This window comes from Janthinobacterium sp. GW823-FHT01H08, from assembly GCF_058797855.1.
In genome coordinates this window covers 3339409-3358583 of record NZ_CM179504.1, presented here as the reverse complement: position 1 = coordinate 3358583, position 19175 = coordinate 3339409, and the positions used below count along the sequence as shown (strand labels likewise).

The window sequence follows — 19175 nt, the reverse complement described above, 5'->3', positions numbered from 1 at the left end:
GCGGCCTGCGCATCACCGTCCGGGAAATTCTACGGTTGCCGGTTTGTCCATTCTTGAGCGAGAACAAGAAAACCGGGACGGCGGCAAGCATGCGCGCGGACAATCGGCGGCTTGTTGAGCGCAATCAAGGAGACCGGCTGCCATCTTTTTAAGCTAGGCCATGCCCATCGCCCATCGCGAATCGGCTAATCGTCCACGCACGCCGCTACCGGAGATTTCCATGGCCCTTTCCCTGTCCCGCCCTTTCCCTGGCCTGCCGGCCGCCGCGCTGTGCTGTGTCCTGCTGCTGCCCCTGCTGACGGCTTGCCACGGCACGCAGAGCAGCGAAAGCCTGCTGGCCGACGCGCAGCAGTACCGGCAGAAAGGCGAAGCGCGGGCCGCCATCATCCAGTTGAAAAACCTGCTGCAAAAGGAACCGGACAATGCGGCCGCGCGCTTGCTGCTGGGCAGCATCTATATCGACACGGGTGAAGCGCTGTCGGCCGAGAAAGAATTGCGCAAGGCAAAATCGCTGGGCCTGGCGCCGCAGCAAGTGATGCCACTGCTGGGCAAGACCTGGCTGATGCTGGGCCAGTTCGACAAGGTGCTGGCCGAGATCCCCGACGATGCGGCGCAGCCCGCCAGCGTGCTGGCCCTGCGCGGCGACGCCCTGCTGGCCCTGGGCCGTCAGGACGAGGCGCGCGCCCTGTTTGCGCGCCTGCTCGAAGCCCATCCCGACCAGGTCGAGGCCTTGCTGGGACTGGCGCGGCTGTCGGCGCTGGAGCAGCAGGTACCGGCGGCCGAGCTGCTGCTGGCGCAAGCCCTGAAAAGCGCGCCCGCCAACCTGGACGCCTTGCGCCTGCAGGGCGACCTGCTGCGCCTGCAAGGCAAGAACGGCGCGGCGCGGCAAGCCTATATGCAGATCCTCAAGATCAAACCGGACAATACCCAGGCGCACATCGACCTGGCCAACCTCGACATCGTCGACAACCGCTATCTGGAAGCGGCGGCCCAACTGGCCACGGCGCGCAAGACGGCGCCCAACAGCCTGGGCCTGCTGCAGGCGCAGGCCTTGCTCGATTTTCGCCAGGGCAAGAACAAGGCGGCCTTGCAGGGCTTGCAGCTGGTGCTCAAGGCGGCGCCCGATCACATGCCGTCCATCCTGCTGGCCGGCGCCGTGCAACTGGCGCTCGGTTCGCCGCAACTGGCGGAAAGCTATCTGCGCCGCTTCCTGGCCGTGTATCCCCAGCACCTGTACGCCGTCAAGATGATGGCCTCGATCGAACTGATGCGCGGCAAGACCGACGCCGCCATCGGCTTGCTGCAACCGATGCTGACCGCCTTCCCCGACGACGTGGAATTGCTGTCGCTGGCCGGCGAAGCCCACTTGCGCGCGCGCCAGTACGACAAGGCGACGGCATATTTCGAAAAAGCCAGCACCCTGGCGCCGGACACGGCCAGACTGCATGCGGCCTTGGGCATCAGCCGCCTGGGCATGGGCGAGAACAGCCGCGCCATCAATGAACTGGAACGCGCCAGCATGCTCGACAAGAGCACGCCGCAGGCGGGCACCATGCTGGTGATGACCTTGCTGCGCAACAAGCAGAACGACAAGGCCCTGGCCAGCGTCAAGATGATGGAACAGCAGCAGAAAGGCACGAATCCCCTGCTGCTGAACCTGAAAGGCGGCGTCTACCTGGCCCTGCGCGATCTGCCCGCCGCGCGCGCCAGTTTCGAGCAAGCATTGAGCATGGACCCCGTGTACTTGCCCGCCCTGAACAACCTGGCGCAGATCGACCTGGCCGAGAAAAAGCCGGAGCAGGCGAAACAGCGCTTCGAGAAGGCGCTGGCGAAGGCGCCGAAAAATGCCGACCTGTGCGCGGCGCTGGCCAAGCTGGCCGCATCGGAGGGCAAGACGGACGAGGCGCGGCGCTGGCTCGAACGGGCCCACCGCGACAATCCCGACGCCGTCGCGCCGGCCCTGCTATTAAGTAATTTTTACCTGAAGACGGGCGCGCCCGACAAGGCGCTGGAACTGGCGCGCACCTTGCAGACGGGCCATCCGGGCGACGCCGATGCGCTGGCCCTGCGCGCCCAGGTCGAGTACAGCGCCGGCCAGGCGCCGGCCGCGCTCGACAGCTACAACAAGCTGGCCAGCCTGCAAACGACATCCGCACCCTTGCAGATGCGCATCGCCAGCCTGCACCTGGCGCTGGGCGACCATCATAACGCGCTGCAAGCCGTCAAGCGGGCGCAGGCGCTTGACCCGGCCCTGCTCGAAGCGCGCGTGGTCGAAGTGGCCCTGCTGTTGAACCTGAACCGCCAGCGCGAGGCGCTGGCCGTGGCGCGGCAAGTACAGGAACAGCAGCCGAAGCTGGCGGCCGGCTACAAGCTCGAAGGCGACGTGCTGATGGAGCAAAAGCTGCCGCAGCAAGCCGTCAAGCTGTACCAGCACGCCTTCGACATCAGCCCCATCGGCCCCTTGCAGGTGCAGCTGTACCGCGCCTTGCAGGCGTCGGGCCAGACGCGCGAAGCCGATGCGCGCATGGCCACCTGGCTCAAGGCACATCCGGAAGACTTGCCGACGCGCACGTACCTGGCGGGTACTTACCTGGCGGCCAAACAATACCGCGCTGCCATCGAGCACTTCCAGTATGTCGTCGCCAAGGACACGGGCAATGTCGTGGCGCTGAACGACCTGGCCTGGGCGTATCAGCAGGAAAAAGATCCGCGCGCGCAATCGACGGCCGAGCAGGCGCTCAAGCTGGCGCCCGACAATCCCGCCGTGCTCGACACCCTGGGCTGGATCGTGCTGCAGCAAGGCGACGTCAAGCGCGCCACGGCCCTGCTGCGCCAGGCGGCGGGGCTGGCGCCGAAGTCGCCCGAAGTGCAGTACCACCTGGGCGCGGCCCTGGCGAAATCAGGGGACAAGGGCGGTGCGCGCAAGCAACTGGAACAATTGCTTGCCGCAAACAAGGACTTTCCGCAGCGGGCCGAGGCACAGGCCTTGCTGACCCAGCTGTAGGCCATGGCTGTGCAAGCTGCCGTGGCCGGCCTGGCAGCGCGTCCGCTGGCCCTGCTGGCGGGCGTGGCCTGCGCGCTGGCCTTGCGCCACTATCCGCTGGGTCACGGCTGGCCCGGCCTGCTGTTTGCAGCGCTGCTGCCCGCGTATTTCCTGCTGCTGTGCTGGCGCCCCGCCTGCTGGCTGTTCTGCGTGCCCGCCCTGCTGCCCGTGCTGGACCTGGCGCCGTGGACGGGCTGGTTCTTCCTCGAAGAAATCGACGTGCTGCTGTTGCTGACGGTGGCCTGCGGCTACTGGCGCCTGGGCGGCCCCGTCCAGAGCGCCGCGGCCACGCTCCCGCCCGCCGCCCGCGCCTGTTTGCTGCTGTGCAGCCTGGCCTGGCTGGCGGCGCTGCTGCGCGGCGTCCTGCCGCTGGCGCCCCTTGACCTGAACGCCTGGGATAATTACTTGAGTCCCTACAACAGCCTGCGGCTGGGCAAGGCCTGGGCCTGGAGCATGCTGCTGCTGCCGCTGCTGCTGCGCGACGGGAATGCTTCCGCCCTGCGCCGCTACGCGCTGCCGGGCATGCTGGCCGGACTGGCCATGGTGTCGCTGTTCGCGCTATGGGAACGGGCCGTGTTTCCCGGCCTGACGAACCTGTCGAGCGACTACCGCATCACGGCGCCGTTTTCCGCCATGCACACGGGCGGCGCCGCGCTCGACGGCTACCTGGCGCTGAGCCTGCCGTTTGCCGCACTGTGGCTGGCGCGCGCCCGCAGCCGCTGGCAGGCGGCACTGGCTTTGCTGCTGCTGGCCCTGGCCTTGCACGCGGCGTTCACCACGTTTTCACGCGGCCTGTACGCGGCGCTGGCGGCGGCCATGCTGCTGGGATTCTGGCAAACCCTGCGCACGGCGCCCGGCGCGGCGCGGCGCCCGCCTGGCCGCCCGCCCGTGCGCGGTGTGTTATTGAGGCTGCTGCTGGCCGGGCTGGGCACCGTCCTGCTCGTGTACATGTTCAGCCTGGCCGGCTACCGGGGCTTGCTCGCCGCCGTCGTCCTGCTCGCGGCCAGCTTCGTGCTGGCGGCGCGGCCCTTGCCGTGGCGTCTGGCGCCGGCCAGCCTGCTGTGTGCGCTGTGCCTGCAGGGCTTGCTGGCCGCCTGGTGGCCGGAGCCGGCCGGCCAGTACACGGCCGGCTGGCTGAAAGGCCCGTATTTCCTGTTCCTGCTGGCGGCCGTGCTGCTGGCAGCCGTGCTGTGGCCCGGCGCTGGCGCCCCTAAAGGGCCTGTCAGACTGGGCCTGGCGATGATGGCGTGGACCATGCTGGCGTGCAATCTGGCGTGGATAGGCTGGCACTGGGCCGGTCCGCCCGCCCTGCTGCCGGCTGGCCTCGTCGTCCTGCTGGCCATGCTGATGCTGTGCAACGGACGCTTGCGCCCGCCGCTGTGGCGACTGGACCGGGCCAGCCTGAGTATCGCGGGCGCGGCCGGCATCCTGCTGCTGCTGGCCATCCCCGTGTCGGCCAGCTATTACGCCACCGAACGTTTCGCCACCACGGCCTTCGACATGCAAGGCCGCTTGCGTCATTGGCGGCAAGCGCTGGCCATGCAGCCGTCCGACTGGGGCAACCGTCTGTTCGGCACGGGTAGCGGCAGCTTTCCCGCTACATATTACTGGCACAATCCCCAGCGCGAAGTGCCGGCCAGCATCGCGTATGCCGAGGAAGGGGGAAACCGGTATGTGCGTCTGGCCAGCCCCGGCTACAGCGCCGGTTATGGCGAGCTGCTGCGGCTGCTGCAGCGGCTGCCCGTGCAGCCCGCCGCGCACTACACTTTGGCAGTCGACGTGCGGCGCACGGGACCCATGCCCGTGCTGCTGGTGCGCCTGTGCCAGCGGCAATTGCTGTACGCCCAGGGCTGCGTGAACGTTCCGCTGCGCCTGCGGCCTGTGCCGCCTGGCACGCAGCCCGGCGGTTGGCAACACTATGAAGTACCGTTCGACAGCGCCTGGCTGGGCGCCGGTGCCTGGCTGCTGCGCCCGCCCGTGCAGCTGGAACTGGCGGCCAGCGGGGCGGCTGACTCGTCCGTGCTCGAAGTCGACAATCTGAGCTTGCGCGCCCCGGGCGGCGAGGAATTGATCGCCAACGGGAGCTTTACGCAAGCCAATAATTACTGGTTTTTCAGCAGCGACCACCATCATTTGCCGTGGCATATCAAGAGCATGGCCTTGCATTTGCTGATCGAAACAGGCTGGTGCGGCGTCATGTCCATGCTGGCCCTGCTGGTTCTGGCTGGCACGCACCTGCTGCGCCAGGCCGCGCGCGGCGATTCCGGCGCGCTCGCTTGCGCCGCCGCCCTGCTGGGTTTTCTCGTCGTCGGCCTGTTCGACAGCCTGCTCGACGTGCCGCGCATCGCCCTGCTGTGCTATCTGATGCTGCTGTGCGCGCTGCTGCAGCCCGTGCCACCTCCTCACGTTGAAAGTGCGCCGCCATGAAAGCCCTGCCGTTGACATGCTTTTCCGCCCTCCTGTTTTGCCTTGCCCTGGCCAGCGCGCCTTGCCGCGCCGATGCTCCGCTGGCGCAAACCATCGCGCGCATCAAACCATCGATCGTCGGCGTGGGCAGCCTGCAAAAGACGCGCACGCCGCCGATGAATTTCATCGGCACGGGCTTCGTCGCCGGCGACGGCTTGAGCGTGCTCACTTGCGCCCATGTGATCCAGAAACTGCTCGACGCCAATCCGAACGAAGTCATCGGCATACTCACGGGCCAGGGCGAGGCAGCGCAATTTCGCCCCGCCAAGGTCCAGGCGCTGGACACGGAACACGACCTGGCCTTGCTGCGCCTGGCGGGCGCGCCCCTGCCTGCCCTGGCGCTGGGTGACGCGGCCACGGTGCGCGAAGGCCAGGCCATGGCCTTTACGGGGTTTCCGCTCGGCACCTTGCTGGGCTTGCACCACGTGACCCACCGCGCCACCGTGTCATCGCTGACACCCGTGGTCATGCCCAGCGAAAACGCGCAGCGCCTCGACGTCCGGCGCCTGGCGCAGCTGCAAAAAGCGCCTTACACCGTGTTCCAGCTGGACGCGACGGCGTATCCGGGCAGCAGCGGCAGCCCCTTGTTCGATCCCGAGACCGGTCTCGTCTACGGCATCGTCAACATGGTGTACGTCAAAGGCCTCAAGGAGGCGGCCATCAGCGCGCCGAGCGGCATCACTTACGCGATTCCAGGCGGCTACATGCAGGCGATTTTGCTAAAAAATAAATGAATAATCAGTTGCGCCCCTGCCTCAGCCGGTCCGTAATGCCGGGCTCATCCCATGTCGGAAAAAAAAAGGGGTAAAACGACCGTTCACCCCCATGCTGTTCCATCAGGCCACCGTATTTGCGGATCTGGGCCCCCATGTAATCGAGGTCCAGCCGCAGCAGCACGGCCGGCGCCCCCACGCGCGTGCACTCGCGCTCGCCGCCGAAGTCCTGGAAACCCAGCATGCGCTTGTAAAACACCACGTGGCGCGGGTTGACTTCGATCACGTAATCCGTAAAGCCGTGAATATTGTGGGCATAGATATAAGAGATATGAATCAGCGCCGCAAACACGCGCTTGCTCACCCCCTTGTCGATGGCCAGGCGCGACGGTTCGCACAGGCGCCGGCCCTGCTCGCGCAGGACGTCGAGCTTGTCGCGGAAGTTTTCATCGGCGGGCAAGCCCGTCTCGTCATTGTCCAGGCACAAGGTCATGGTGCCGACGGTGGTGCCGGCCGTTTCCGCAAACAGTGTGATCTTATTGAGCGCATGGGCCGTGCCGGGATCGACGGCATAGCCGCGCCAGCCGTACATCTTGCGGATCAGCAAGCTGGCCGCTTCGCGCCGGCCACGCGAATTGGCCATGCGGATATGAAAGCGCTGCAGGTCGAGCTCATGCTCCATGGCCGGGTCGATCTGCCCCTCGCCCACCACCAGGTCGCTGAAAGTACCAGGCGTGTCGAAAGAAATAATGGGTTCATCTTCAAAGCTCATCTTGTCCTCACGTTCATCGGCAGCCGTCGAGACGGACTGAAGCCAATGCCTTGTGACAAGACAAAAACGGGAGAAGTTCCCACCTTTAGCTAAAAAAACAGAAGAAATCTGTCTTTAGATAGCAAAATAACACGCTGAAATTTGCCGAAAAGTACAAAATGACAAATATAAGTGCTGTTTTGACACTGCCGAGGCCGCTGCTAAAAAAAGCTCTCCGGGATCAGTAAGACGTCGCCCGGCCGCATCATGACATTGGCCGAAATATCGCCCTCCTTCAGCAAATCGTCGAGCCGCACCGCCAGCTGCTGCTGGTTGCCTTCGCGCATGCGGATGATGCTGGCTTTGTTGCCGGCCGCGAAGTCGGTGATGCCCCCCACGGCGATGAGCACGTCCATCAGCGACATGCCCTGCCGGTACGGCAGCGCCTGCGGCTTGGCCGCCTCGCCGATCACCCGGATCTGCTCGCTATATGGCCCCGAGAAATTGGTGACGATGACCGTCACCACGGGCTGCTGGATGAACTTGCTCAAGGCTTGCTCGATGTCGCGCGCCAGCTGGGTCGACGTCTTGCCGCTGGCGGCCAGATCCTCGACCAGCGGCGTGGTGATCTTGCCGTCCGGCCGCACGGCCACCGTCAGCGACACTTCCGGATTGCGCCAGACGATGATGTTGACGGAGTCGCCCGGACCGATCAGGTAATCGTGCATGGGAGCGCTGTCGTCGGAAGGCGCCAGCGGATAGCGGGTGCGGCAGGCGCCCAGCAGGCTGGCGGCGCCGGCCAGGACCAGCGTATTGCAGAGAAATACACGGCGAAATGGATTCATGCGGAGCCTCTTCGAGTCGATGCGCGTCCATGGGCAGCCCCGCAGAACCAGCCTGGGCCGCGAACTTCCTATGATTATTAAAACCCGGCAAGTGAACCTTGAGGCGTATCAAGAAGCAATCATCTTGGGAAATCTTGCTCCGCAGCCGCCCTATACTTGCTTACTCAACAAGCAAGTATTTTTTGCAAGACGTCGTCGTTGTCCGCGCCGCCAGCCCATCTGCCGTGCAGCACCGTCACCTGAAGGAAGCGACATGGAAGAATTGATACAGCAACTGCTTTCCGGCTTGAAAGGCATCTGGAAGTACCGCTGGCATGCGGTGCTGGTGGCGTGGCTGGTGGCCATCGGCGGCTTTATCAAGGTGATCACCCTGCCCGATGACTACCAGACGTCGGCGCGCGTGTTTGTCGATACGCAAACCATCCTCAAGCCGCTGATGGCCGGCATGACCAGTGTGCCGAACACGGAGCAGCAGGTGGCCATCATGAGCCGCACCCTGCTCAGCCGCCCGAACGTGGAGCGGGTCATGCGCATGGTCGACCTCGACCTGGACTCGAAGACCGTACGCGAGCACGAGGCCCAGCTGGACGAGTTGATGAGCCGCATCAAGATCACGGGCACCAATGCCTATGACATCTACACCATCAGCTACAGCGGACGCGATCCCAAGCTCGTGCGCGACGTCGTGCAAAGCCTGCTGACCATCTTCGTCGAAGGCAGTTTCCAGGGCAAAAAAGGCGATTCGCAGAAGGCAGTGCAATTCATCGACGAGCAGATCAAGAATTACGAGGACAAGCTGAGCGCGGCGGAAAACCTGGTGAAGGAATTCAAGATCCGCAACAACCTGCTGCTGCCACGCCAGGGCATCGACTATGGCAGCCAGTTGCTGATGTCGTCCGATAGCCTGAACAATGCCAAGCTGGAACTGGTCGAGGCGGAACAGGCGCGCAAGGCCATCCAGAGCCAGATCGAGGGCGACGAGCCCGTGCTCGACATGGAGCCGAACGCATCGTCCATCACGAATCCCGAACTCGACGAACGCATCGCCTCGCTCAACAAGAACCTCGACAACCTGCGCATGCAATTTACGGAATTGCACCCCGATATCATCGCTTCGAAGCGGCTCATTGCCCAGCTGGAAGAACGCAAGATCGAGGAAAGCAAGCTGAAAACGGCGTCCGGCGACCCGGGCAAGAACTACAGCCCCATGCTGCAGCAATTGAAGGTGGCGCTGACGGACGCGGACGCCAAGGTGGCCGCCATCCGCGCCCGCGTGCAGGAATATACGGCGCGCAACGAACGGCTGCTGGCGCAGAGCAATGCCGTGCCCGAGGTGGAATCGCAGCTGGCGCAGCTCAACCGCGACTACATCATCAACAAGGAAAACTATGAAAAGCTGATCGGCCGGCGCGAAGCGGCCAAGCTGTCGGGCGAACTCAGTTCCACCACCGAAATGATGGCCTTCAAGATCATCGACCCGCCCACGGTGCAATATGCGCCCGTCGGCCCGAACCGCCCGCTGCTGTTCAGTGCGGCGCTGGGCGCGGCGCTGGTGGCCGGCGTCGCCACGGCCCTGCTGATCAGCCAGGTGCGCCCCACCTTCCTCAGCCCCTCGGAACTGCGCGACGCGACGGGCTTGAACGTGCTGGGCACGGTATCGATGAACTGGACGCCGCTGCAGCAGGTACGCCGCCGCCGCGCCCGCTATGGCTTCGGCGCCTGCCTGGGCAGCCTGTTTGTGCTGTATGGCGGGGTCATGACGGCCGCGCTGCTGAAATTCTAGAGCCACCAAGGGAGCGACGATGAGCAGCAAGGACAGCGGCAAGCAGGAACCCACGATCCTCGGCGTGGCCGAGGCCAGCGTGCCCTATGGCGTGGATGGCGCGCAGGCGGCCCGGTCGCCCCAGTACCGGGCCCTGAACCTGGACCGGCTGGCCGAGCAAGGCATGCTCACGCACGATGGCGGGCGCAGTTCGGTGGCCGAGGATTTCCGCATCATCAAGCGCCCGCTGCTGCGCCAGGCGCGCGCCAGCGGCGCCGAGGCCATCCGCCACGGCAACCTGATCGTCGTTACCAGCGCCATGCCCGGCGAAGGCAAGACCTACTGCGCCATCAACCTGGCCATGAGCATCGCCATGGAAATGGACATGACGGTGCTGCTGGTCGATGCCGACGTGGCGCGCCCATCCGTGCTGAAAGTACTGGGCCTGCCGCCGGAACCGGGGCTGATGGACATGCTGCTCGACCCGCAACTGGCGATGGCCGACGTGATCCTGAAAACCAATGTGGCCAATCTGAGCATCCTGCCCGCCGGGCGCAGCAACAAGCATGCGACGGAATTGCTGGCCAGCCGGGCCATGAGCCGGCTGCTGGCCGAAATCGCCAGCCGCTATGGCGACCGCATCGTCGTCTTCGATTCGCCGCCCCTCTTGATCACCAGCGAAGCACACGCGCTGGTGGGGCAGATGGGACAAGTGGTGATGGTGGTCGAGGCGGAAACGACGACACAGCACGCCGTCAAGGAGGCACTGCGCCAGATCGAGTCGTGCGAACACATTCATTTGATCTACAACAAGACCAAATCGTTCCCCGGCAACGACTACTACGGTTATGGCCATTACGATTAGCCGCGGGGTTTCGCTGCCGCTGCCGCTGCTGCTGTCCCTGCTGCTGCCCGCGCCGGCCGGCGCCGTCGACTGGCTGGTGAAACCATCGCTGCGCCTGCGCGAAAGCTATACTGACAACGCCTTGCGCGCGCCGCCGGGCCAGGCGCAATCGGACTTCATCACGGAAATCGCGCCCGCCATCGCCCTCATCGGTACGGGACCCCGGCTGCGCGTGCACCTCGACTACAGCTGGCATAAATACCTGTCGGGACAGCGCGCCGATACGGACAACCACGAACTGCACGCCTCGGCCGACGCCGAACTGGTCAAGGACTGGTTCTTCATCGATGCGGACGCCAGCGTAAGCCGGCGCAACATCTCGCCGTTCGGCCCGCAGCTGATCGACGACCTGCCCGACACGGACAATACCAGCACCGTGCGCACCACGGGCATCAGCCCCTACCTGCGCCACCGTTTCCGCGGCCTGGCCACGGCCGAGCTGCGCTACACGCGCAACACGGTCGATAGCGGCGGCGACCTGCTGTCCGTACACAGCGATGAAATGGAATTGCTGCTCAGCGGCGAGCCGCGCGGCAACGGCTGGACCTGGAACGCCAGCCACGACGTACGCCGCACCCAGGACAGCAAGCTGGCGCCCGTACGCATGCAGCGCAGCAGCGTGGGCCTGCGCTATCCGTTCAACAGCAAATGGTCGGCCACGGCCAGCGGCGGCATGGAAAAGGAAGGTTATATCTCTACCAGCGGCAAGGCGCCTGAGGGCCGCTTCTGGTCGCTGGGCGGCGTGTGGACGCCGTCGCCGCGCACCAGCATCGCCTTCAGCACGGGCAAGCGCTTTTTTGGCACCACCTACAGTCTTGACGCCAATTTCCTGCAGCGCCATACCAACTGGCAACTGAACTACAGCGAAAACATCACCACCATGCCGACGCAGTTTTCGCGCCTGGGAAACCGCGACGCGGGCCAGTTGCTTGATCAATTGTGGCGCGGCATCTTTCCCAACGCGCGCGACCGTCGCCTGCGCATCGATGCCTTCCTGCGCTATGCCAACAGCCTGGGGCCGGAACGGGGCGCCATCAATTACTTCAGCCACCGCTATTTCCTGCAAAAGCAGCTGAAGCTGACGATGGCGCGCGCCACGGCGAAAAGCACGATGATCGCCGGCATCACGGCCGTCGACCGCACGGCACAAACGGCCAGCGGCATCGACAGCGGCTTGCTGCCCGGCGTGGAATTCGGCAGCGAAGACCGCACGCGCCAGATCGGCGGCAATGTGGGCTGGAGCTGGCAAGCCAGTTCGCGCACCAGCGTGAATGTCAATGCCGGCTACGCCAGCGTGCGCTCGCTGACCGTGCCCCGGCGCGACAACAACATCACCGTGACGGCGGGTTACACCCGTATCCTGCAGCAGAACATGACGGCCAGCATCGACGTGCGGCATACGCGGCACGCCAGCAACCGGGGCGGCGACTACCGCGAAAACGGCGTCAGCGCCACCCTCAACATGCAATTCTAAGGAGCCCGCAATGTCCGCCCCTTCTCTTGCGTCCGCCGCGCCGGCGCACCTGCTGTGCGTGGTGGCCGCGCGCCCGAATCTGATGAAGATGGCGCCCATCCTGGCCGCCCTGGCACGACAGGCGCCCGCCGTCCGCGTGACCTTGCTGCATACGGGCCAGCATTACGACACGGCCATGAATGGGCAATTGTTTACGGACCTGTACCTGCGCCCGCCCGACATCGCCCTCGACGTCGGCTCCGGCAGCCACGCGCAGCAGACGGCCGAGATCATGCGCCGCTTCGACGCCGTGCTCGACGCGCATCCGCCGCTGGCGCCCGATGCCGTGCTGGTGGTGGGCGACGTCAATTCCACCCTCGCCTGCGCGCTGGTGGCGGCCAAGCGCGGCACGCCCGTGATCCATGTCGAGGCAGGCCTGCGCAGCGGCGACCGGCGCATGCCCGAGGAAATCAACCGCGTGCTGACGGATCAATTGTCCGATCTGCTGCTCACCAGCGAAGAAAGCGCGCGCGCCAACCTGCTGCGCGAAGGCATCGCCCCCGAACGCATCCATTTCACGGGCAATGTCATGATCGACAGCCTGCGGCAGCAGCTGCCGCGCGCAGCCAAGCCCGCCGCCACCCTGCGCGCGCACGGCCACGCCTGCCCGCCCGCGTATGGACTGTTGACCTTGCACCGTCCCTCGAACGTCGATGATCCGGCCCAGCTCGCAGCGCTGCTGCAGGCGCTGGGGCAACTGTCAGCCCGCCTGCCGCTGCTGTTTCCCATCCACCCGCGTACCCTGGCCGGCATGCGCCTGGCGGGCCTGGAACCGCTGCTGGCGCGGCACGCCATCGTCCGCCTGCCGCCGCTGGGCTACCTGGAAATGCTGGGCCTGATGCAGGAGGCGCGCCTGGTGCTGACGGATTCGGGCGGCATCCAGGAAGAAAGCACGGCGCTGGGCGTGCCCTGCCTGACCCTGCGCGCCAACACGGAGCGCCCCGTCACCGTGACCGATGGCACGAATACTCTGGCCGGCACGGACCCGGCCGCCATCCTGGAGATGGCCAGCACCATCCTGGACACGGGCGGCAAGCGTGGCCGCATTCCGCCGCTGTGGGATGGGCGCGCGGCCACGCGCATCGCGGCCGTCATCGCGCCTTGGCTGGCGGCGCGCCGGGGACAACCATGACGGCGCCTGCGCTGCTGCCGGCGCTGAAGAATGCGCTGACCATCGACGTGGAAGACTATTTCCAGGTCTCCGCCTTTGCGCCGCACATCGCGCGCGCCGACTGGCCGCGCCTGGAATGCCGGGTCGAGGCGAACATCGAGCGCATCCTGATGCTGCTGGACAGCCGCGGCATCCACGCCACCTTTTTTACCCTGGGCTGGATCGCCGAACGCTATCCGGCCATGCTGCGCCGCGTGGCAGACGCCGGACACGAAGTGGCCAGCCACGGCTATGCGCACCTGCGCGCCAGCGAGCAGTCGGCCGCGCAGTTCGCCGACGATGTGCGCCGCAGCAAGGCCATCCTGGAGCAAATAACGGGCCTGGCCGTGCGCGGCTACCGGGCGCCCAGCTTTTCCATCGGCGCGGCCAACCTGTGGGCCTTCGACGTGCTGCAGGAAGCCGGGTACCGCTACAGTTCCAGCATCTACCCGATCCGCCACGACCATTACGGCATGCCCGATGCGCCCCGCTTCGGCTGGCGCCCGCGCGGCCCGCATGGCGTGCTGGAATTGCCCGTCAGCACCGTGCGCCTGCGCGGGCGCAACCTGCCGGCCGGCGGCGGCGGTTATTTCAGATTGATGCCGTATGCACTGTCGCGCTGGCTTTTGCGACGCATCAATTCGCGCGACGGGCAAGCTGGCATATTCTATTTTCATCCTTGGGAACTCGATCCCGGCCAGCCGCGCCCGCCAGGCCTCAGCGCCAGGACGCGCTTTCGCCACTACCTGAACCTGGGGCGCATGGAAGCACGGCTGGGGCGCCTGACCCGCGACTTTGCCTGGGACCGCATGGACCGTATTTTTCTGGAAAGCACATGATGCACGAGGCCAGCCTTGCTCCCGTTCCGGCACAGTCCAGCACCGCCATCGCCGTGCGCTCCCTGCAGGGGCACGAGCATGCGCGCTGGGATGCCTTTGTCGACACGTGCCCGGAGGCGACCTTTTTTCACCGGGCCGGCTGGCAAACCATCATGGAGCAAGGTTTTCAGCACGACAGCTATTTCCTGTACGCGGAACAGGAAGGATGCATCGCCGGCGTGCTGCCGCTGGCCCATTTGCGCAGCCGCCTGTTCGGTTCTTCCCTCGTCTCGCTGCCGTTTTGCGTCTACGGCGGCATCGCCGGCGGCAGCGCGGCCGTGCGCCAGGCGCTCGACAGCGCAGCGCTGGCGCTGGCCCGGCGCCTCGGCGTGGGGCACCTGGAATATCGCTGGCGCGAAGTGCACGAAAATGCGCAAGAAAACGCGGATGCATCCTGGCTGCAGAAACCCCTGTACGCGACCTTCCGCAGGCCTTTGAGCCCCGATGCCGAACAGAATCTGCTGGCCATTCCCCGCAAGCAGCGCGCCGTCGTGCGCAAGGCTATCGCGGCCGGCCTGCACAGCGCCATCGACTATGACATCGACCGTTTCTACCCGATCTACGCGGCCAGCGTGCACCGGCTGGGCACGCCCGTCTTCGCACGCCGCCATTTTGCCCTGCTGCGCACGGTCTTTGGCGGCGCCTGCGAGATCCTCACCGTGTATCACGGCCAGCAGCCGCAGGCCAGCGTGCTGCTGTTTTATTTCCGCGACGAAGTGCTGCCCTATTACGGCGGCGGCAACGTCGTGGCGCGCAGCACGGGCGCCAACGACTTCATGTACTGGGAAACGATGCGCCGCGCTTGCGCGCGCGGCTACCGCCTGTTCGATTTCGGCCGCAGCAAGCTGGGCACGGGCGCCTTCGACTTCAAGAAGAACTGGGGCTTTACGCCGCAGCCGCTGCCCTATGCCTACCAGCTCGTGCGCGCCAAGGCTTTGCCATTAGTCAATCCGCTGAATCCGAAATACGCGCTGTTCATCCGCGCCTGGCGCCGCCTGCCGCTGCCGCTGGCCAACCTGCTGGGACCGCACATCGTGCGGCAACTGGGCTAAGCAAGGAGACTCACCATGCGCGAACTGCTCTTCCTCGCCCACCGTCTGCCGTATCCGCCCAACAAGGGCGACAAGATACGCTCGTGGCACATGCTGCAATACCTGAGCCGGCATTTCCGCGTGCACCTGGGCTGCTTCATCGACGATGATGACGACTGGCAGCATGCGAAAACCGTGGCCGCCCTGTGCGCCAGCACGCGCTTCATCGACTTGCGGCGCGGCCCGGCCCGCTGGCGCGCCATGCAGGCGCTGCTGTCGAGGCAAGCCATGAGCGTGCAGTACTACCGCGATGCACGCCTGCTGCAATGGGTCGACGGTTTGTTATCGGGCGACAAGGTGCGTCACGCGCTGGCCTTCTCCGGACCCATGGCGCAATACATCGACGGCAGCGCGGGCCGCGGCCTGCACCGCGTGATCGATTTCGTCGATGTCGATTCCGACAAGTGGCGCCAATACAGCGACAGCAAGCCCTGGCCCATGTCGCTGCTGTACCGGCGCGAAGCGCAGCTGCTGCTGCAGTACGAGCGCCATATCGCCCAGCAGTTCACGGCCGCCAGCTTCGTCTCGCCGGCCGAGGCGGCCCTGTTCCGCCAGTGCGCCCCGATGGCGCGGCGCAAGACGGGGTATTTCAACAACGGCGTCGATACGGCGTATTTCTCGCCCATGGCGGCCCAGCCCGGCGTGTATCCACCGGGCGTGCAGGCGCTGGTGTTTACGGGCGCCATGGATTACTGGCCGAACGTCGACGCCGTGCAATGGTTCGTGCGCCACGTCTGGCCCGCGCTGCGGCGCCAGTTTCCCCAGCTGCAGTTCTATATCGTCGGCAGCGCGCCCGTGCCCGCCGTGACGGCGCTGGCCAGGGTGCCTGGCGTGGTGGTGACGGGCAAGGTGCCCGATATCCGGCCCTACCTGGCTGGCGCAGCGCTGGCCGTGGCACCGCTGCGCATCGCCCGCGGCGTGCAGAACAAGGTGCTCGAAGCGATGGCGATGGGCAAGATCGTGCTGGCCACGCCGCAGGCGCTCGAAGGCATCGCCGCCCAGCCGGGCCTGGAACTGCTGCTGGCGCGCGACGACGCCGAATTCATCCACCATGCGGCTCGCGTGCTGCGCAATGTCCAGAATGGTACGGCCGAAGGCAGCGGCGCGGCCATCGGCGCGGCGGCGCGCCAGCTGGTCCTGCAGGAATACGACTGGGAACGCAATCTGCGCGGACTGGGCGCCATGCTGGGTCTGCCTGCCGAGGCCGATGCGCCGGTCAGCGGGGTCGCCACGCCCTTGCAGCCGGTGCGGGAGCCGTCCACATGAGCTTGCAGCTCGACCAGGTGGCCCGTTCGCCCGAGGCGGCTGTCTTGCCGCAGGACGGGCGCCAGGCCGCGCTGGCGGCCCTGCTGCTGTCGCTGGCCGCCGTCGTGCTGCTGTATCACCCCACCTTCTGGTCGATGGTGGAACTGTGGTCCCGCTCGCAAACGTTCGCGCACGGCTTCCTGATCGTGCCCATCAGCTGCTGGCTGGCCTGGCGCCAGCGCGCCCGCCTGGCCGCGCTGGCGCCCCAGCCGTCGCGCCAGGGCTTGCTGCTGCTGGGCGCGCTGGGCCTGGCATGGCTGCTGGCCGACGCCGCCAACGTGCCCGTGGTGGAACAGTATGCGGCCACGGGCATGTTGCCGGCCTGCGTGCTGGCCATCCTCGGCTGGCCGGCCGTGCGCCTGCTGGCCTTTCCGCTGGCCTATCTGTTTCTCGCCGTGCCGTTTGGCGAAGTGTTCCTCGACCCGCTGATCGAGTTCACGGCCGCCTTTACCGTCACCGCGCTGCAATGGTCGGGCGTGCCCGTGTTTCGCGATGGCAGCAATTTTTCACTGCCCACCGGCAACTGGTCGGTGGTGGAAGCGTGCAGCGGCTTGCGCTACCTGATCGCCGCGCTGGCCCTGGGCGCCTTGTTCGCGCACGTCAACTGTCACAGTACGCGGCGGCGCCTGGCCGTCATGGCCGCCGCCCTGCTCGTGCCCATCCTCGCCAATGGCGTGCGCGCCTACCTGATCGTGATGCTGGGCCACCTGAGCGACATGCGCCTGGCCGTAGGCGTCGACCACCTGATCTATGGCTGGCTGTTCTTCGGCCTGGTGGCGCTGCTGCTGTTCTGGCTGGCAGCGCGCTGGCGCGAATTGCCGCCGCCACGCGCCGTGCCTCCCGCTCAGCCCATACGCCTGAGCGCCGCCAGCGCGGGCAGCCCGCGCGCCGTCGTGCGCGCCGGCATCGCCTGCCTGCTGCTGGCGGCCGTATGGCCGGCACTGGCCCTGGCCAGCCACCGCGACGACGGCCCGGCGGCAACCGGCTCCCCCACCGTGTTGGCCTTGGCCGATCCGAGCGGCTGGCATCGCCTGCAAGACGCGGTAGCGGCGTGGCAAGCGCCATATGCGGGCGCGCCCGCGCGATTTGCCGCCACGTACGCGCGCCGGGACAGCGACGGCGCGCCGGTGGGCCTCCAATTGCACTGGTATGCGCGCCAGGCGCGCGATGCCGAACTGCTGACCCACCAGGCCTTGCCGTATGGCCCCCGCTGGATGCCGCTGACGCAGCGCGTGCAAGACGTCAACCTGGCCGGCGGCGAGCTGGCCGTGCGCGAAAGCGTGCTGGCGCAAGGGGGCGAACGCCTGCTGGTATGGCGCGTCTACCGCCAGGGCGGCTTCGTCACGGCCAGGCCCGTGCTGGTGAAACTGCTGCTGGCGCAAGCCAAGCTGCTGGGCAGGCGCCAGGATGGCGCCGACATCATCGTCTTTGCCGCCTACGACGAGCTGGCGCCGCCGCCGCGCGCGCGCCTGCAAGCCTTCCTGCGGGCGGCCTTGCCCGTCATCGAACAACGCTTGCAGGAGCTGCCGCATGGCCCTTGACTTCGATACCGGCGGCACGCGCCAGGCTGATGCAGCGGCCGGCGGCGCTCCCCTGATCGTGCACGTGATCCACCAGCTCGACGTGGGCGGGCTGGAAAACGGCCTGGTCAACCTGATCAACCATTTGCCGCCCGGGCGCTACCGGCACGCCATCGTCTGCATGAAAAACGCCACCGCGTTCCGCCAGCGCCTGACTGCCCCGGGCGTCGACGTGATCAGCCTGGACAAGCGCGAAGGCAAGGACTGGCGCCACTATCTGCACCTATACCGCGTGCTGAAACAGCTGCAGCCGGCGCTGGTGCACACGCGCAACCTGGGCTGCCTCGAAGCGCAGCTGCTGGCCTGGCTGGCCGGCGTGCGCCTGCGCGTGCATGGCGAACACGGGCGCGACATGAGCGACTTGCATGGCACCCGCCGCAAATACCGGCTGCTGCGCAAATTGATGCTGCCGCTGGTGCAGCACTTCATCGCCGTCAGCGCCGACCTGGGCCACTGGCTGGTGGACGCCATCGGCGCGGCGCCCGCGCAGGTGTCGCACATCGGCAATGGCGTCGACAGCGTGCAATTCCATCCGCGCCTGGGGCCGCCCGCCGCTGTGGGCCCGCCCGGTTTCCTGTGCAACGGCGCCTTCGTCATCGGCAGCGTGGGGCGCATGGCGGCCGTCAAGGATCACGCCTCGCTGGTGCAGGCCTTCCTGCTCCTGCTGGCCCAGCCGGGCGCCCGCGCGCGTCTGCGCCTGATCATCGTCGGCGACGGGCCGTGCCGCCAGGCGTGCCTGGAGCTGCTGCAGCAGGCCGGCGTGGCCCATCTGGCCTGGCTGCCCGGCGCGCGCGACGACGTGGCGCAACTGCTGCGCGCGATGGACCTGTTCGTGCTGCCGTCCCTGGCCGAAGGCAGCTCGAACACCATCCTCGAAGCGATGGCGACGGGGCTGCCCGTCGTCGCCACGCAGGTGGGGGGCAACGCGGAACTGGTGCAGTCGGGCTGGAGCGGCACGCTGGTGCCGCCAGGTTCGCCCGAGATGCTGGCCGACGCCATGCTCGATTATTACAGCATGCCCGAGCTGGGCCCGCGCCACGGCGCGCGCGGGCGGCGCCAGGTGCTGGCCGAGCACAGCCTGCCCGCCATGGCCGGCGCCTACCTGGCCGTGTACGACCGCCTGACGGGCGCGCGCCAGCCGTCCCACCTGTCCACTTATCCCTGAAAGGCCTTC

At 66.6% G+C, this 19175-nt stretch carries 14 protein-coding genes; 12 read left to right on the top strand and 2 right to left on the bottom strand.

Features of this window, described 5'->3' with window-relative positions; all coding sequences use genetic code 11:
* The first annotated feature begins 220 nt into the window (after positions 1-220).
* The 3 genes from prsT to AC3RCG_RS14895 are packed head-to-tail and all read left to right on the top strand — an operon-like array spanning position 221 to position 6243.
* Complete coding sequence (gene prsT, locus AC3RCG_RS14905; protein ID WP_492401453.1) at positions 221-3004, top strand: XrtA/PEP-CTERM system TPR-repeat protein PrsT; 2784 nt, start codon at positions 221-223, stop codon at positions 3002-3004.
* A 3-nt stretch (positions 3005-3007) separates the two neighbouring features.
* Positions 3008-5470: a hypothetical protein gene (locus tag AC3RCG_RS14900; protein ID WP_492401454.1), complete on the top strand. Its 2463-nt coding sequence runs from the start codon at positions 3008-3010 to the stop codon at positions 5468-5470.
* On the top strand, positions 5467-6243 hold the full coding sequence (locus tag AC3RCG_RS14895) for a S1 family peptidase (protein WP_230503324.1): 777 nt from the start codon (positions 5467-5469) through the stop codon (positions 6241-6243). Before AC3RCG_RS14900 ends, AC3RCG_RS14895 begins: the two co-directional genes overlap by 4 nt.
* Before the next feature lie 4 nt (positions 6244-6247).
* Here AC3RCG_RS14895 and AC3RCG_RS14890 read toward each other — a convergent pair whose 3' ends face one another.
* Together AC3RCG_RS14890 and AC3RCG_RS14885 are read right to left on the bottom strand one after the other, a co-directional pair.
* Positions 6248-6994 carry an N-acyl amino acid synthase FeeM domain-containing protein gene (locus AC3RCG_RS14890; protein ID WP_099408420.1) on the bottom strand — a complete coding sequence of 249 codons (747 nt, stop codon included), beginning with the start codon at positions 6992-6994 and terminating at the stop codon, positions 6248-6250.
* A 200-nt stretch (positions 6995-7194) separates the two neighbouring features.
* Positions 7195-7818, bottom strand: a complete 624-nt coding sequence (locus AC3RCG_RS14885; RefSeq protein ID WP_230503325.1) for an XrtA/PEP-CTERM system exopolysaccharide export protein — start codon at positions 7816-7818, stop codon at positions 7195-7197.
* A gap of 253 nt (positions 7819-8071) precedes the next feature.
* Between AC3RCG_RS14885 and AC3RCG_RS14880 the strand changes: the two genes are divergently transcribed.
* From AC3RCG_RS14880 to AC3RCG_RS14840, 9 genes are read left to right on the top strand one after another with little or no spacing between them, the layout of a single operon-like run.
* Positions 8072-9601, top strand: a complete 1530-nt coding sequence (locus tag AC3RCG_RS14880; RefSeq protein WP_492401455.1) for an XrtA system polysaccharide chain length determinant — start codon at positions 8072-8074, stop codon at positions 9599-9601.
* Positions 9602-9620: 19 nt separating this feature from the next.
* A complete protein-coding gene (locus tag AC3RCG_RS14875; protein ID WP_492401456.1) occupies positions 9621-10445 on the top strand; it encodes an XrtA-associated tyrosine autokinase in 825 nt (274 codons plus the stop codon).
* Positions 10429-11958: a TIGR03016 family PEP-CTERM system-associated outer membrane protein gene (locus AC3RCG_RS14870; RefSeq protein ID WP_492401457.1), complete on the top strand. Its 1530-nt coding sequence runs from the start codon at positions 10429-10431 to the stop codon at positions 11956-11958. The genes AC3RCG_RS14875 and AC3RCG_RS14870 overlap by 17 nt, the downstream gene beginning before the upstream one ends.
* Positions 11959-11968: 10 nt before the next feature.
* Positions 11969-13129, top strand: a complete 1161-nt coding sequence (wecB, locus tag AC3RCG_RS14865) for a non-hydrolyzing UDP-N-acetylglucosamine 2-epimerase (protein ID WP_492401458.1) — start codon at positions 11969-11971, stop codon at positions 13127-13129.
* Positions 13126-13986 carry an XrtA system polysaccharide deacetylase gene (locus AC3RCG_RS14860; protein WP_230503333.1) on the top strand — a complete coding sequence of 287 codons (861 nt, stop codon included), beginning with the start codon at positions 13126-13128 and terminating at the stop codon, positions 13984-13986. Before wecB ends, AC3RCG_RS14860 begins: the two co-directional genes overlap by 4 nt.
* Positions 13986-15077 (top strand): FemAB family XrtA/PEP-CTERM system-associated protein, encoded by a 1092-nt coding sequence (locus AC3RCG_RS14855; protein WP_492401699.1) that lies wholly within the window; start codon positions 13986-13988, stop codon positions 15075-15077. Before AC3RCG_RS14860 ends, AC3RCG_RS14855 begins: the two co-directional genes overlap by 1 nt.
* A 15-nt stretch (positions 15078-15092) precedes the next feature.
* A complete protein-coding gene (locus AC3RCG_RS14850) occupies positions 15093-16382 on the top strand; it encodes a TIGR03087 family PEP-CTERM/XrtA system glycosyltransferase (protein WP_492401460.1) in 1290 nt (429 codons plus the stop codon).
* Positions 16379-17962 (top strand): exosortase A, encoded by a 1584-nt coding sequence (xrtA, locus tag AC3RCG_RS14845; RefSeq protein ID WP_492490363.1) that lies wholly within the window; start codon positions 16379-16381, stop codon positions 17960-17962. Before AC3RCG_RS14850 ends, xrtA begins: the two co-directional genes overlap by 4 nt.
* A complete protein-coding gene (locus tag AC3RCG_RS14840; RefSeq protein WP_230503339.1) occupies positions 17952-19166 on the top strand; it encodes a TIGR03088 family PEP-CTERM/XrtA system glycosyltransferase in 1215 nt (404 codons plus the stop codon). Before xrtA ends, AC3RCG_RS14840 begins: the two co-directional genes overlap by 11 nt.
* Positions 19167-19175 lie beyond the last annotated feature (9 nt).

Bases quoted from the DNA above. Each gene is read 5' to 3' on its own strand.
- prsT (WP_492401453.1), top strand. From the start codon at position 221: ATGGCCCTTTCCCTGTCCCGCCCTTTCCCTGGCCTGCCGGCCGCCGCG.
- AC3RCG_RS14900 (WP_492401454.1), top strand. From the start codon at position 3,008: ATGGCTGTGCAAGCTGCCGTGGCCGGCCTGGCAGCGCGTCCGCTGGCC.
- AC3RCG_RS14895 (WP_230503324.1), top strand. From the start codon at position 5,467: ATGAAAGCCCTGCCGTTGACATGCTTTTCCGCCCTCCTGTTTTGCCTT.
- AC3RCG_RS14890 (WP_099408420.1), bottom strand. From the start codon at position 6,994: ATGAGCTTTGAAGATGAACCCATTATTTCTTTCGACACGCCTGGTACT.
- AC3RCG_RS14885 (WP_230503325.1), bottom strand. From the start codon at position 7,818: ATGAATCCATTTCGCCGTGTATTTCTCTGCAATACGCTGGTCCTGGCC.
- AC3RCG_RS14880 (WP_492401455.1), top strand. From the start codon at position 8,072: ATGGAAGAATTGATACAGCAACTGCTTTCCGGCTTGAAAGGCATCTGG.
- AC3RCG_RS14875 (WP_492401456.1), top strand. From the start codon at position 9,621: ATGAGCAGCAAGGACAGCGGCAAGCAGGAACCCACGATCCTCGGCGTG.
- AC3RCG_RS14870 (WP_492401457.1), top strand. From the start codon at position 10,429: ATGGCCATTACGATTAGCCGCGGGGTTTCGCTGCCGCTGCCGCTGCTG.
- wecB (WP_492401458.1), top strand. From the start codon at position 11,969: ATGTCCGCCCCTTCTCTTGCGTCCGCCGCGCCGGCGCACCTGCTGTGC.
- AC3RCG_RS14860 (WP_230503333.1), top strand. From the start codon at position 13,126: ATGACGGCGCCTGCGCTGCTGCCGGCGCTGAAGAATGCGCTGACCATC.
- AC3RCG_RS14855 (WP_492401699.1), top strand. From the start codon at position 13,986: ATGCACGAGGCCAGCCTTGCTCCCGTTCCGGCACAGTCCAGCACCGCC.
- AC3RCG_RS14850 (WP_492401460.1), top strand. From the start codon at position 15,093: ATGCGCGAACTGCTCTTCCTCGCCCACCGTCTGCCGTATCCGCCCAAC.
- xrtA (WP_492490363.1), top strand. From the start codon at position 16,379: ATGAGCTTGCAGCTCGACCAGGTGGCCCGTTCGCCCGAGGCGGCTGTC.
- AC3RCG_RS14840 (WP_230503339.1), top strand. From the start codon at position 17,952: ATGGCCCTTGACTTCGATACCGGCGGCACGCGCCAGGCTGATGCAGCG.